At 34.7% G+C, this 14022-nt stretch carries 14 protein-coding genes; 8 read left to right on the top strand and 6 right to left on the bottom strand.

Features of this window, described 5'->3' with window-relative positions; translation table 11 throughout:
* Positions 1-54 precede the first annotated feature (54 nt).
* Both L647_RS0105090 and L647_RS1000000125170 read left to right on the top strand, forming a co-directional pair.
* Entirely contained in the window at positions 55-495 is a 441-nt protein-coding gene (locus tag L647_RS0105090; protein WP_024610226.1) for a hypothetical protein, read from the top strand.
* A 106-nt stretch (positions 496-601) separates the two neighbouring features.
* Positions 602-847, top strand: coding sequence for a hypothetical protein (locus L647_RS1000000125170; protein WP_024610227.1), 246 nt, complete (start codon positions 602-604; stop codon positions 845-847).
* Positions 848-1116: 269 nt separating this feature from the next.
* Here L647_RS1000000125170 and L647_RS1000000126095 read toward each other — a convergent pair whose 3' ends face one another.
* Together L647_RS1000000126095 and L647_RS0105105 are read right to left on the bottom strand one after the other, a co-directional pair.
* On the bottom strand, positions 1117-1272 hold the full coding sequence (locus L647_RS1000000126095; protein WP_024610228.1) for a hypothetical protein: 156 nt from the start codon (positions 1270-1272) through the stop codon (positions 1117-1119).
* A 98-nt stretch (positions 1273-1370) separates the two neighbouring features.
* Positions 1371-2291: a glyoxylate/hydroxypyruvate reductase A gene (locus L647_RS0105105; protein WP_024610229.1), complete on the bottom strand. Its 921-nt coding sequence runs from the start codon at positions 2289-2291 to the stop codon at positions 1371-1373.
* A gap of 171 nt (positions 2292-2462) precedes the next feature.
* On the opposite strand from L647_RS0105105, the gene L647_RS0105110 reads away from it, so the two are divergent.
* Both L647_RS0105110 and L647_RS0105115 read left to right on the top strand, forming a co-directional pair.
* Positions 2463-4169 (top strand): lysophospholipid acyltransferase family protein, encoded by a 1707-nt coding sequence (locus tag L647_RS0105110; RefSeq protein ID WP_024610230.1) that lies wholly within the window; start codon positions 2463-2465, stop codon positions 4167-4169.
* Between the two features lie 284 nt (positions 4170-4453).
* Positions 4454-5107 carry an OmpW family outer membrane protein gene (locus L647_RS0105115; RefSeq protein ID WP_024610231.1) on the top strand — a complete coding sequence of 218 codons (654 nt, stop codon included), beginning with the start codon at positions 4454-4456 and terminating at the stop codon, positions 5105-5107.
* 70 nt (positions 5108-5177) lie between these two features.
* Here the strand turns inward: L647_RS0105115 and L647_RS0105120 are convergent, their stop codons facing one another.
* Entirely contained in the window at positions 5178-5714 is a 537-nt protein-coding gene (locus tag L647_RS0105120; protein WP_024610232.1) for a thioesterase family protein, read from the bottom strand.
* Positions 5715-5824: 110 nt separating this feature from the next.
* Here L647_RS0105120 and L647_RS0105125 point away from each other — a divergent pair, with 110 nt between their 5' ends.
* Positions 5825-6313: a hypothetical protein gene (locus L647_RS0105125; protein WP_029880382.1), complete on the top strand. Its 489-nt coding sequence runs from the start codon at positions 5825-5827 to the stop codon at positions 6311-6313.
* Positions 6314-6341: 28 nt separating this feature from the next.
* Here the strand turns inward: L647_RS0105125 and tyrR are convergent, their stop codons facing one another.
* From tyrR to bcsE, 3 genes are all read right to left on the bottom strand, one after another.
* Positions 6342-7898: a transcriptional regulator TyrR gene (gene tyrR / locus L647_RS0105130; RefSeq protein WP_024610234.1), complete on the bottom strand. Its 1557-nt coding sequence runs from the start codon at positions 7896-7898 to the stop codon at positions 6342-6344.
* A gap of 196 nt (positions 7899-8094) precedes the next feature.
* Entirely contained in the window at positions 8095-9675 is a 1581-nt protein-coding gene (bcsG, locus tag L647_RS0105135) for a cellulose biosynthesis protein BcsG (protein ID WP_024610235.1), read from the bottom strand.
* Positions 9676-9854: 179 nt separating this feature from the next.
* The gene (bcsE, locus tag L647_RS0105145) at positions 9855-11465 is read right to left on the bottom strand and encodes a cellulose biosynthesis protein BcsE (RefSeq protein ID WP_029880383.1); all 1611 of its coding nucleotides are present in this window, start codon (positions 11463-11465) and stop codon (positions 9855-9857) included.
* A 113-nt stretch (positions 11466-11578) separates the two neighbouring features.
* Here bcsE and bcsR point away from each other — a divergent pair, with 113 nt between their 5' ends.
* The 3 genes from bcsR to L647_RS0105160 all read left to right on the top strand — a co-directional run.
* Positions 11579-11770, top strand: coding sequence for a BcsR/BcsP family cellulose biosynthesis protein (bcsR, locus tag L647_RS0105150; protein ID WP_024610236.1), 192 nt, complete (start codon positions 11579-11581; stop codon positions 11768-11770).
* Positions 11771-11792: 22 nt separating this feature from the next.
* Positions 11793-12506, top strand: coding sequence for a cellulose biosynthesis protein BcsQ (gene bcsQ / locus L647_RS0105155; RefSeq protein ID WP_024610237.1), 714 nt, complete (start codon positions 11793-11795; stop codon positions 12504-12506).
* Positions 12503-14022 (top strand): glycosyltransferase (locus L647_RS0105160; protein WP_024610238.1); only part of this gene is annotated, 1520 nt, incomplete at its 3' end. The genes bcsQ and L647_RS0105160, both read left to right, overlap by 4 nt.

A 14022-nucleotide genomic window follows, 5' to 3' on the forward strand; every position in this document is an offset into this window, starting at 1 on the left:
TAAATTTACTCGTTTAATTATAGAGATCTATGTAAAAAAGGCCAAATTTGCATTATGTCAAAAGTACCAAATAAACAATCTTTGCTTGGGGAAACCTCAACAAGAAAAAAAACAACACAAAAAAGTAAGCGTCAACCAGCAACTGCAAAACCTAATCAAACAATTTCTAGCTCAAATTCTAATAATACAAAAAAAATAAATAAACCAAAAAAAGGGTTATTCATAACTTTAAGTATCGTAGCAGTCATTATTTTAGCTTTTCCAAAGCCAACGCTACTTACCTATAAAAAATTAGGAATGGTGAGCGAAAGCATCTACTGGTCTGGTGTATTTGGGTACGGTGCCACTATTATTGACTCAAACTTACACCCACAACTCGATTCTAAACGTAAATATCTTTATTTATGCAGTGATTTAAAAAACCCACAGAGTTGCCAAAGGTATCAAGTAATAGCCGATAAGGGGTTATTTTCTGCTATTTATAAATACTTTTAGCATTAAAAAAACTAATCTGAAAATTTAAAATTACTTGGTTGAAAGGTGTGCAAAAGATCAACATAATGGCGCTCCTTTTTTCAACAACTGAACTATTGAAACGACCATGCTAAATGAGCTAGATTGGCTTTTAAACACAATACTACTTGCACTAGGTTTAGGTGCATTCTTCATTAACCATATAACACTGCTACGCGTTGCCGCTGTTAGTGCTTGTGGTCTGTTATTTTTATCATTTAGCCTAGATCTTATGTCGTCGAGTGTTATTTCAAATATGAGTTTAGTGTTGATCAACACATTTTATTTGTTTAAGGTTTATACATTCGGGCAATTTAATGTAGCCCAAAGTTAATCCTTATCCTTAGAATATTTTATAGCCCAGTTAATGCTGGGCTTTTTATTATCTAAAATTTAACATTGAAAAATACTATCGTCTTTCAATATTATTTAGTTTTTGATTTTTAGAAATAAATACTGATGATGAAGCTATACATTTAATTAAAAAGAGTAAATAACCATAAAGTAAATTTACTTTGAGGCACTTAGTAGTATGCCTAAATACCGCGTTAAAATTGTATTTAAGTAATAATCAAAAGTGCTCATTGTAAAAAGGGTAAGCTATTAACCGTTATCAATAGTTTCTATTAATTCTGCATTGTTTTGTTTTTTATGAGGGGCATCTTCAGCATTCGCCTGATTAAACCAAGCAGAAACACCCAAAACGATAATTGAAATAATAATAAAACTTAACTTAACGCCACTTTGATTTGATTTCATGACACCCTCTTTATAATTTTTATTTGTGAGAATCTTCTTTAACAATAATAAAAATTACATGTGTAAACAAGCTGTTTTTTTAACTATTTACTTGTCACTTAATAACCTTTAGTTCTATCTACTAGATTATTTAGCTTGCTACCCTCATTTAAACATTCGATATTTTCTACTATCTGGTTTATAACACTATTTAAATCAGACAATGCAGCACAATGGGGTGTTAACGTTATTTTTGGATGTTGCCAATATGGATGATCATTTTTTAATGGCTCTTGATCAAAAACATCAAGGGTAGCTGCTCGCAAACTCTCATTATTTAGTGCAGTTAATAAATCTTGCTCAACAACATGCTGACCACGAGCTACATTAATAACAACAGCATGAGGTGAAAGTTTCTCTAGTAATTTTTTATTAATAATCCCCCTTGTAGCATTTGTAAGTGGCAACAAACACACTAAATAATCTATGTGTGTGAGCATTTCATCTAACCCCTGATCACCATAATAAACATGAACATTTGTAGAGCTTTTATAACTTTGTGCCCATGCACTTACATTAAAACTATTTTCAACCAGTTTTTGAGCACATTTTTTACCTAATTCACCAAAACCTAATATGCCCACATTTTTATGGCTATGAGCGCGTTTAGGCTTCCAACACTGCTGAGCCTGCTTAATAAAGTATTCATTTAAACGAAGTTTTTGAGCTAAAATATGTGTAAGCACATATTCAGCCATATCTTCTGCTAATTGATCATCAACAATGCGAACAACATCAATATGCTCAGCTAATTGTTTTAAATCGATGCTATCAACTCCCGCACCAAATGATGACACCACTTTTAAGTTAGGTAACTGCGCCCACATAGATTCAGGAGCATTCCAAGCAAGTACAAAGTCTATATCCTCTACGTTGAGGCAATCTGGCCACTCCTCAATACGAATAGCGGGTAAACGTGCTTGTAATTGCGCCATTAACTTTGTGTTATCTCGCCCTGTAATAGCAACTAATACTGACATACATACTCCTTATAAAGTTTTACTCATAAATATAAAGTAATTATATTTATGAGTAAAACGTTGCTTTGCCTAATTAATACTTTAAAAAATCACACAACTGCAAAGTAACTGTCACACCTCTTTTTTACTCTATTCCAATGGAAAATATATCAACGTGTAATAGAGGTTAATATGATCAGTATTGATGACGTAATAACAGTAAATTTACCGCAATTAAAAAACTCACCAAAAGTGACTAGTGTTGTAAAAAAAGGCTTAAAGTACTTATTAAATGAGCAAGAGTTTGTTGCCTTTGGCAATGCCTACCCTCACTTACAAGGGCTTGAGTTTGTAGAGCAAGTACTTGATGAACTTGATTTTAATACTCGCTACAAACCAAAGCAAATTGAACATATACCAAGTGAAGGCAAGTTAATTATTGTCGCAAACCATCCCATTGGATCACTAGATGCACTGGCTTTGATAAAAGTACTCTCAACAGTAAGACCCGACTTAAAAGTAGTGGCTAATCGCATGCTAATGTCGGTAGAGCCTATGCGCGACCTATTATTACCTGTAGACAATTTATCCGGAATGAGTAAAAAAATAGAACTAAATAATATTCATCAGCATTTAAAAGATGAAGGGACTTTATTAATATTCCCAGCAGGTGAAGTTTCACGTTTAAGCCCTACAGGTATAAAAGATTGTAAATGGAATAGCGGCTTTTTACGTATGGCTAAAAAAGCAAATTGCCCTATTTTACCGATATTTATTAAAGCTAAAAATAGCCCACTATTTTATGGTACTTCAATTATTTACAAACCTCTTGCGAGTCTATTGTTAGTAAAAGAAATGTTTAAACAACGTCAAAAATCATTAGAATTTGAAATTGGCGCATCTATTCCTCCAGAATCTTATTTAATAGAAAACCTAAAAGACAAAGAAATAGTAAATCTAATTCGTAAACAGCTATATAGATTAACAACTAAAAAAATACTACCACTAAAAACGCAAATGCCCATTGCTATACCCGAGTGTAAAAAAGAACTTAAAAAAGCGATTGAACAATGTCAAATTTTGGGTAAAACACAAGACGCAATGCACATATATCTTTATCAATATACGGGGAGCTCTTGCGTATTTAGAGAATTAGGGCGTTTGAGAGAAATAGCGTTTAGAGCCGTAGGTGAAGGCAGTGGTAAACGACGTGATATAGACAAGTATGATATGGATTATCAGCATCTTGTGCTATGGGACCCTGAACAATTAGAATTAGTCGGTGCATATCGTTTAGCCTGCGCAGCAGATATTATTAAAAAGCATGGAAGAGAAGGCCTTTATACAGATAGCTTATTTACTTACACCAATGCAATGACTCCTTACCTACAGCAAGGAATAGAACTTGGTCGTAGCTTTGTACAACCTAAATATTGGGGTCGCAAAAGTCTTGATTATTTATGGTATGGCATTGGAGCTTTTATAAAAAATTATCCGCAATATCGTTATTTATTTGGCGCGGTAACGGTGTCTAATGCACTACCAGAGCAGGCAAAGGCTATGTTGGTCTATTATTATCAATATTATTATAAAAGCGATGTGGACCTCGCTAAGCCAAACAATGAATTTAAACTAAGTGAGCAACAACTAATGCAATGCCACACTGTGTTTAGTGGTAACGACGTAAAAGATGACTTTGTAGAACTAAAGCATGTACTTGCTAATATGGACGCTCAAGTGCCCACTTTATTTAAACAATACACTGAATTGTGTAAATCAGACGGTGTGAAATTTTTAAGCTTTAGCATCGATCCAGATTTTAATAATTGTATAGATGGTTTGGTTTTAGTCGATCTTCAAAGTGTAAAAGAAAATAAAGCAAAGCGTTATTTAAAATAAGGCTAAGCATATTGAGCTTTCAATATTAAAACGAATTCAATTTAATAAATGTAACCTCGAAAAATAAAAAGCCTAGTTTAGTGGTTCAGCATTAATAAATCCAACGAGCTAAATGAGTATATAAATGTCAATTGTTGTTTTATAAATCGACTCTAAAATTAATCTATATCAATAAATAATTTCACAATATTCAATCATTTTTGAAACTTTGATCTAGAACAGGTTTATATTTTTTTAGCGCTGCAATAATAGTGTCAATCAAAAAGTAGTTCTTGGAGAACAACATGAAAACCACTATTAGCATTGCATTATTAACCTCTTTATTGGCGCTATCTCCTGCTGCACACGCTAACTTTAGCGTAAATGTTGGCGCTATAAACATAAATCCTGACAACAGTAGTTCATCAATCAATGAAGCCCCTACCTTAGGGCTTAAAGGCGATTCAGATACTCAGTTAGGTATTACAGTGGATTATGCATTTAACGATAAGTGGGTATTAGAACTCATTGCATCAACACCTTTTTCTCATGATGTAAATGGAACTGGTGGTTTAGCAGGTAATAAAATTGCTGATATAAAGCAACTGCCACCTTCGCTTATTGCGCAATATCACTTTTTAGACACAAGCTATGCACTTAGACCATTTGTAGGTGTAGGTATAAACTACACAATCTTTTTTGATGAGCAACCATCACAAGCACTTAAAACTACGCTGGGAACAGACGACGTGGAAGTAAAACTAGATAATTCTTTTGGTTTTGTGGCGCAAGTAGGTGCTAACTATAAAATCAATAAAAAATGGGGACTACACGCAATGGTATCGCTTATGGATATTGATACCGATGCGACTGTATACGCTAATGGAGCAAAAGCACTAACTTCAACTGTTGAGCTAGACCCTATTGTGGCAATGTTTGGCGTTAGATATAGCTTCTAAAAAGTGCTTTTAATATATGTGTGTGTAAAAGGTCGAAAGGCCTTTTTTTATTTTCGTATTCTTAAATACGCTATTTGGGTAAATTATTTATCTTTTTTTGCTCTAGCATTTCTTTCCAGTGCATTACTTCACTAGGTAATATAGGTGTTTTCCCCTCAAAACCAGCAACTTCAAGCATTTCTTCAATGCTTATAATACCCTTTTTGCTTTTAAATACCCCTCTTACGTAGGCAATAGCATGTAAACCACGCACTGAATGAAACTTTTGCTCGATGTAAAAATACTTATGATCCCACCCAACTAACCTTGTACTAATTGTATAGCGCTGCATGGGTTTAATATCGCGAATATAGGTAATTGCGGTTGCATTAACAATAGGAAACCAACGACGTTTTAAAATTTGTTTAAGCAAACCTACGCGTTCGGTCATCCACGTACGAGATAGATCCATCATTGCTAAATAACGAGAATTCGTTAGATGTAGATTTATATCACAATCAGTAGGCAGCGCTTTGTAATCAATATCTACTGTATCGAGTAAGTCTTGGTATTCTTGATTACGTTTAATTTTAAAAAACAGTAAAAGAAGTCTAAAATATAAGTTCACAGCAAAGGTCTTACCAGTTTAATTTACCTGAGTGTAGCACAGGCACTTGCGATGACGAATATTCTGTTTTAATCTAAAGTTATAAATACAAAAAAAAATTATTTTATGAAATTAAAATTAAATATACTTATCGCTACTATGTTTTAGCAGCGAGTAATAATGCACTTGCTGACTTTAGCTTACCTGGCAGCGGAACAATTACCTACCCGACAGGCATTGAAAAACCATTTGAATTTGGTTTTGCTTGGCAACAAAATTCGGGGGAATTCACTATTGGCTCTAAAAGTTACAATATGGATCAAATTCCTAATTCATATTCAGTAGCAATTACACTTTCAAAAGATGAAAATCAGGTCTGGGTACAAGAGTTTAATAATGGTTTTATACAGGGTTTTAATTGGCAAATTGGTGAGCACACGGTTGTACTTAAAAAGCAGGAATTTAGCAATTCAGTTAAAGGTGATTACGTTATAGAGCTTAATGATCGCAGTTATTTTTTCACTCGAAATAATGCCAGTATTATTATGAACTTTAATGATGACGGCATAGAAACAATTGCTATCGATGGGGTTACAAAAAATATGGGGACTAAAAATTAGCCCTCATATTTTAATATTTTTACGTCAATTACACTTTTACAGTTTTACGGTTAATACCGTAGTCACGTAGTTTATTCGCAACAGCCGTATGGCTCAAACCTAAGCGTTTTGCTAATTGGCGAGAGCTAGGATAAGCAGGATAGAGCTTACGCAACAATGTTGCTTCAAAGCGTTTTACTGCTTGGTCAAGCGAGCCTTCAAAATCTGACTCTAAGTATCCTAATTCGTGTGTAAATGTAGGCAACTGTAAATGCTCAACACGTAATTCACTGTCATCTAATAACGACACTGCACGGTAAATTGCATTTTCTAGTTGGCGAACATTACCCGGCCACGGATATTCTTGCAAAAAGCTCAAACACTCTTGTGATAAAAGAGGCACATCATGCCCGTTTTGCTGAGCGTACTTTTGAATAAAATGTTCTGCAAGTGGTCCTACGTCGGCTTTTCGATCTCGTAATGGGGCAATTTCTAACGTTAAAACATTTATACGATAATATAAATCTTCTCTAAATACGCCTTCTTGCACCATCGCTGGTAAATCTTTTTGTGTTGCAGCAATAATGCGCACATTTACTTTAACTTCGTTTTCGTCGCCTACTTTTCTAAATGTACCATCTTGCAAAAATCGCAATAATTTAGTTTGCAATTGAGTCGACATTTCGCCAACTTCATCTAAAAATACCGTGCCACCATCAGCTTGCTCAAGCACACCACGTTTAGGTGCTGTATTGTCTTCATAACCTGCGTAACCAAACAATTCAGACTCAGCTACATCATCAGGAAGTGATGCACACGACAAAGCAATAAAGGGCTTAACTGAACGATTAGAGGCATAATGGCACGCTCTAGCAAGCAACTCCTTGCCAGTGCCTGTTTCGCCTGTAATTAGTATTGGTGCTTCTAGTTGTGACATTTTTCGGGCTTCACGTACAACACGGCGCATAGCAGTACTGAAGTTATGAATAGTTGCAAAGCTTTCTTGCCCATAGCGCCTAAAAGCACTTACTTGCTGACCTAAACGACTTTGCGATTTAATATTAATAACAGCGCCAGCAAGTACGTCACCTTCACCACCTTGCGGTACTGCAATAGGTAAAATATCTGCAATAAAGTCTTCTCCTGCCACTTCCACTCGGGTAGTTTGCCCTAGCACTTCTTTACTTTCTAACCATCGAGTAAAATTAAAGCCTTTAAGCAAGTTATTAATATTTTCACCAATAACGTCTTTTTCGTTTAGCTGTAAATCTTTGCAGGCTGCATCGTTACACAAACGTACCCAGCCTTTAGCATCAATAGAAATAACACCATCAGGTAATGCGCGCAGCAATGTGTTTAGTTCATTATGCTCACGTTCAGAAGGTAAAAATGCAGTAGTACGTACATCATGTACACCATCAATTAGACGAATAGAGGGCATAATTTTTTGAAATTGTTCAAACTCAATTTCAGGGAAACTTACATACATACGACAGTTAACCGAATCAACCTCAATTCCTTTCAAATCAACGCTGTAGTTAACTAAAATATTAAGGATTTCTTGGGCGATACCAATTCGATCAGCACAGTGAATATCTAGACGCATACATCCTCAAAGAAGGAAAAACTATATTGGCAGAATAATACGCTAAGTAGCTTTGAGAAGGTAGTTTATTGTAAACATTTTTGGACGAAATTGATTAAAGGGTTAAACCAAAGCCAAAGTGAGGATAAAAACGGGTACTTATCAAATAAGTACCCGTATTTGTAATGTCAGCCTACATTATAGACTTTTTAATTTATTACTTGCCTTGAGGGTATGCAGACCAATCACCACCATCTAGTTGTATGTAAGGTCGTTTATTTACATACATCATAATAGTATCGGCATTTTCAGCTACTTTTGGCGCTTTCGGTAAGTTTTCTAGTAGGTTAGCAATACTGCTATTACCACCAAATAAATTTGTTTGCAGTGTTTTGTTTATTAACTCTGAGAGTGCAAAGTAGCTTGTTGACTCATCAATAACTATTTGCGAGTAACTTTGAACATCAGGACCTATAAATTTGATAGCCACTGGCACAGAAACAATAGCTGGGCTTGGTATTTCACGTAATCCAGCAAATTGTACTTTATCACCTTTTAACGCTGCACCATGCTCAGGCACAATCATTAACATGACATTTCGATCACGTTTCTCTAAGTTTTTAATAAATTTATTAATATCAGAAAACAAATTTTCATGTCTGGTTGGATAGCTTTCTTGACTCGTTGTTCTTGCATGATTAACGAATTGATTGCCATCATGCAAACTAATTGTGTTGTAGTACATAGCACACGGCGCACAATCTTTTGCATCAGTATCGAGCCAACCATTTAAAACAGCTCCGTCTGAATATATAGGGCTATTATCAAAACCATATTGCGCAACAGGCATAGAATCAATATTAAATGGCTTTGAATCTAAACCGCCATTTTTCTTAATTAATCCTTTAAACTCATCAAAATGCCCATCATGATTCATTACTATATTATTTTGATACCCAAGTTTTTCTAAGTTTTTAAATAAGTAACATTGCTCTGGCGCATCTTTAAATAATGCAGTTTGACTTGTTTGACCACAACTCGCTCGAAGCAATCTGATAGCTGCAGGACCACTGTATGATGTTGCTGAATTGAAGTCAGAAAAAACAACATCAAAATCTTTATACATGTCAGTTACGCTAACACCAATCGTATTTAAGTCATCTACAGCCATAGAACAAATATTTAAAATAATAACGTCAAACATTTCACCATTATATTCTTGTGGGAAATGGCTTGTTAACAAGCTTTGTTGCTGGTAAAAATCTTTCAGCTTTTGTTCTGGAGATTGAGTTTCCGTTGTTACAATTGACTCTCTATTTTGAGGTTCTGCAGCAAAGTTATTACCTGCAACTTGATTGACATTATTATTTGTTAGACTACTTTGCCCTTGCCAACCAATAAACATCAAACCAGCAATGGTCACTGTAGTAAATCTAATCCATTGCGAGCTATACCAAAACAATATAACGATGATAAAAAACCCAAGCAGCATATCTACATTTATAACTCGCCCCATTAACTCAATAAAGTACCCAAAGCTAAAATCTTGGACATTACCCGCTTGCTTAGTCAAACGGTTTATTGGGGGAAGCCAAGAGTCCTTATAAAGCAGTATTACCGCAATCACGATAGCAATAACATGCTTAACTTTCTCAATGCGAACATCTTTCAATTGAATAGCCAAAAGAGCTGCAAATGCCGCATTACTTAAAAAATCAAAGTCGATTGCACCATAATAAAACAGAGCAAATTTCACAATAAAATAAAGGTTCCACACCCCTAATCCTGACAGTTTCACTTATTTTCCTTACTTTTATTTTTAGGTATATAGGGCTCTAACACTTCATGTCTAAACGTCATTTTGTAATAGAACTTTTTAAACTTTACAGATAGGTAGCGGCTCGTTAATGCTAATAAAACACCGAGTAAAACGGCAAAAAACACCGTAATTAAAAACTGATTGATACTCATTTATAACTACCTTCTATTCATTATAAAGGGCTTTGCATCTGGACGAGTTTGAGTAAAAAACTCCGGCGTACCAATATCGACTTTAGGGCTTTGTGTTAAATCGGGTACATATTTGTAACTATCATTTTCTTTAAGTTGCTCGGTAAGGTCTGGTACGTTTTTATCTCTATAATATCGACGTAATTGCTTACATTCTTGTTGAATATAAAAATGATCAGAAATCACATTTTGTTGAGCAAAGAAATCACTCGTTTCTAATTTAAACAAATGCTTTATGGCGTTTGTAACATCATTTTCTCTGCATGCGTGCAAATATAGATACACTTTATTTTCCGCTACACTAAATACATCACCCTCTCGTTTTATATGAAATAAATGCAGAGGATGAATTGGGTCAATTCTTGGGAGTAACTCTAAAATAACTAATACCCCACTAACCCCTAAATTAACTGCAGAATCGCTGTGCACTTCAACTTGTCTTGTAAAATCAATAAACGGTAAATAACCTTTCGAAAAAGTATTCTCCGTATACTGTAGTACATGCTCAACTGAAGGTGGTAGAGGTCTTGAAAACTGAAATCCCTGAATGGATTGAATCTGTGAAAGTAACCGAGAAGGCTCTGAAAAACTATATAAAATCAGGTTTACACCTAGGGTTAAAAACAAACATTCATCTTGATGTCTGATAATACCGTCTACATTTTGAATAACCAGTTTTAGCCAACGACCGCAGTTTTTTCTAAGCTCAAAACATTGCTTACCTAAATCAGCCAAGTCGGTGTAACGAGTAACTGAAAATACTAAGGTTGCCGCAGTAAGCCTTGGTCCTTTATCAAATAAGTCGCTATTTTCTTTAACTGTTCGGTAGTATGTAGGTAATTTTGTTCCCTCAGGCACTGAGTTTTGAACTAGCCACACATCATCCTCATCGTTAAGTTTTAGATTGTTAGGTTCGTTTTTCTCTAATACATTTTCTTCAACGACAAATCGGTTATTTTTAACCATTAACGAGTATTGAACATTCGATAAAACGCCAGTCCCATGACTCCAATAATCGTATTCAAGTACTCGCATTGATGAATCATTATCTACAAAAACAATCCCGCTAAATAACTTATTAAGACGTCTGACTAAAAATCGAAAGTTAGCCACTTCAGGGCCTGAAATTAGAAATAATAAACTAGCATTTGTATTTGCTAAAAATTGATTGTATTGAACAATAAGTTGCTCAATTTGAGCATCATTAAAGTCCTGCAACTGCTCGGTACTAAAATGGAGCAGTATTAATGAATTACTTATACCTTCATAACCATTTAGCTCTTTAATAATACCGTGGCTAATACGCTTAATTCCCCAATCGGCAATTTCTTTGGTAAAAGAAAATGAGTGAACGCGCGATTGTTTATAAGTATCAAATAGCACATTAGAGAAAGGCGACTCAAAAAATGACTCTATTTGAGAAGAAATAACAAAAATATTACTCTTTGCTTCGAGGTTAACGCAATGTAACGCGAATTCTATAGCTAAATTATCCAATGGGGCTAAAATAGCATAGCTGGAAGCCGGTTTTATTTCTTTAGCTGCGGGGTCTAATCCGGTTATGTTAAACTTATGCACACAAAACGCCTTTCAAAAAAATACTTTTTTACTAGTTTTAACAACTATTCTATATATAATAGACAAATAATGTCCACATATTATAATAATAAAACATACAGATACAGGTAGTAATGCAAAACTTGATTTCAAGACACTCTCAAACATTAACATCAAATGATATTGAAAACTTGGCTCGTCGCTTTGGTGGGAAAAGTGAAGATTACATTGAAATAGTTAACAAGCAAAAAAATAATAAAACTATAAATAAATATGCGTTATTAAAAGAAATTGATGACGAGCTTGCTGCTATTACTGGCATTTAAAACAATTAGGTAACTTTCTCACGTGCAAAGAATTTTTTTAAAAGGTATCAAAGGTGGCACTGGCTGTACTGCAATCACTGCTAACCTAGCCTGCGTGTTAAAAAAATCAGATATCAATGTCATTGCTGTAGATTTGGATCCCAAAAGCGATTTGGGTTTGCACTTTGGTTTACCCTGGAAGAATACACAAGGCTGGAGTAACGCTGAAAATTTCGACGATGTTTTAAAGTGTTTTTATCAAGACAACGACGGCGTAATTTTCTTACCTCATGGTAACAAAATACCAACACCAACAGAAATTAACGGCCTTATTGATAGCTGTAAAAAGCTTGATACCCCTAAAAATACGTGGATGCTATTTGACTGCCCTAGTCATATAGATATTAGCCATTACGCATTAGATGAAAATGATATTGTAGTTGAATTAGTTAATTGTGATGCAATATGTCACAGTTTAATTTACAAGCAATTACAAAAATTGAAGAACACTGAGAATTCGTGGCATCACTTTTTTTTAGTTAATCGGTATAATTCGGCATCTGTATTAGAGTTTGATTTATTTTCACTTTGGCAATCAACGCTCCCCCTTATGGCGCCTTTTTTTATAAATAGCGACGAAGTAATAAAAGAATCAACAGCGTATCGTAATGTTGCGCTTAACTGCGCTCCTTACAGTATAGCTAATGATGATTTTGAAACCCTAGCTGGTTGGCTAGTTAGTAAAGCAGCATTATGACAGCACGACTTAGCACTTTTTATAAGCACCCTTTTCAAAGTAGCTTTCGCTTACTACTTAGTCTCTTTTTTACTGAAAAGTTAGTTCGCTTAATCATGTTTAAATTTCATGGTAACTTTAATAGTCATAAAATGAATGCTATTGAAGCATTACTCATGCCTTTTTTAATCATTTTCAGCTCAATTATTGTAAAACTTAATATCCGCAAGGAAGGCAGTTATGAATGGTTTTACTTTAATTACCCTCACTTAAAGTTACCATATCGTAACTACTTATATTCAAATGCAGTACGGTTTTTTTTACAAAGTATTTTTTTAATATTTTTTAAAAATAGTGATAAAAAAAACTCAATTCGCGAAACAGCAAGTGATTATTTTTATGATGCAATTGGCTATATTTTTAGACAATTAAAGTGGATAGATTTAAAGCTAGGTAGAAAACTTAAGAGCTTACTTTCAAAAAATAAAAAACGCTCAAAACACAGTGCATTTCAATCATTTGCCAACGCACGTATTTGGCAAAACAAATTAATTAAATATGTAATTATTGCTTTTTCATTATTCTTATTGGCTATTTTTGTAACTATTCCTTTTAGCTTAGAAGCCCAAGCTATATTTATCAGTTTTATTTTATTGGTAGCTTATTCACTTAAACGAATAAAAGGTCAAATGGCGACGATAGTCATGATCACCTTATCGGTTACAACATCTTCGCGCTATTTATGGTGGCGATATACAGAAACTCTAAATTGGGATGATCCACTCGCACTTGCTTTAGGTGCAGGCTTACTATTAGCTGAAACTTACGCATGGTTAGTACTAATACTTGGCTTTTTTCAAACAATTAATCCATTAGAGCGTAAGCCAATTCCTCTTCCTAAAAACACTGACGATTGGCCAACTGTTGATGTATACATACCTACCTATAATGAGCCTTTAAGTGTTGTAAGACCAACAACATTAGCAGCGTTAAGCATTGATTGGCCAGCAGATAAGCTAAATGTGTACATTTTAGATGATGGTAAACGACCTGAGTTTGGTGAGTTTGCCAAAGAAGTCGGAGCGGGTTATTTAACTCGTCCTGATAACAATCACGCTAAAGCCGGTAATATGAATAGTGCCATGCGTTATACTGATGGTGAATACATTGCTATTTTTGATTGTGACCACGTCCCTGCTCGCTCATTTTTACAAATGACCATGGGTCAATTTTTGAAAGACAGTAAAGTATGTTTGGTTCAAACACCACATCACTTTTTCTCAGCCGACCCATTTGAAAGAAACTTAAATAATCACAGCCAAATACCTAACGAAAACATGCTCTTTTACGGGCTAATTCAAGATGGTAATGACATGTGGGACGCTACCTTTTTCTGTGGTTCGTGTGCAGTATTAAAACGCGAAGCACTTGATAATATAGGCGGTTTTGCATTCGAAACAGTAACTGAAGATGCCCACACAGCACTTAGAATGCAGCGTGCTGGTTATAAAACAGCATATATTAATATTCCACAAGC

Source organism: Pseudoalteromonas sp. TB64, from assembly GCF_000498095.1.
GTDB lineage: Bacteria > Pseudomonadota > Gammaproteobacteria > Enterobacterales > Alteromonadaceae > Pseudoalteromonas.

Excerpts from the sequence above, each read along its gene's own strand:
- L647_RS0105110 (WP_024610230.1), top strand. The coding sequence starts at position 2,463 with ATGATCAGTATTGATGACGTAATAACAGTAAATTTACCGCAATTAAAA.
- L647_RS1000000126095 (WP_024610228.1), bottom strand. The coding sequence starts at position 1,272 with ATGAAATCAAATCAAAGTGGCGTTAAGTTAAGTTTTATTATTATTTCA.
- tyrR (WP_024610234.1), bottom strand. The coding sequence starts at position 7,898 with ATGCGTCTAGATATTCACTGTGCTGATCGAATTGGTATCGCCCAAGAA.
- L647_RS1000000125170 (WP_024610227.1), top strand. The coding sequence starts at position 602 with ATGCTAAATGAGCTAGATTGGCTTTTAAACACAATACTACTTGCACTA.
- bcsR (WP_024610236.1), top strand. The coding sequence starts at position 11,579 with ATGCAAAACTTGATTTCAAGACACTCTCAAACATTAACATCAAATGAT.
- L647_RS0105090 (WP_024610226.1), top strand. The coding sequence starts at position 55 with ATGTCAAAAGTACCAAATAAACAATCTTTGCTTGGGGAAACCTCAACA.
- L647_RS0105115 (WP_024610231.1), top strand. The coding sequence starts at position 4,454 with ATGAAAACCACTATTAGCATTGCATTATTAACCTCTTTATTGGCGCTA.
- L647_RS0105105 (WP_024610229.1), bottom strand. The coding sequence starts at position 2,291 with ATGTCAGTATTAGTTGCTATTACAGGGCGAGATAACACAAAGTTAATG.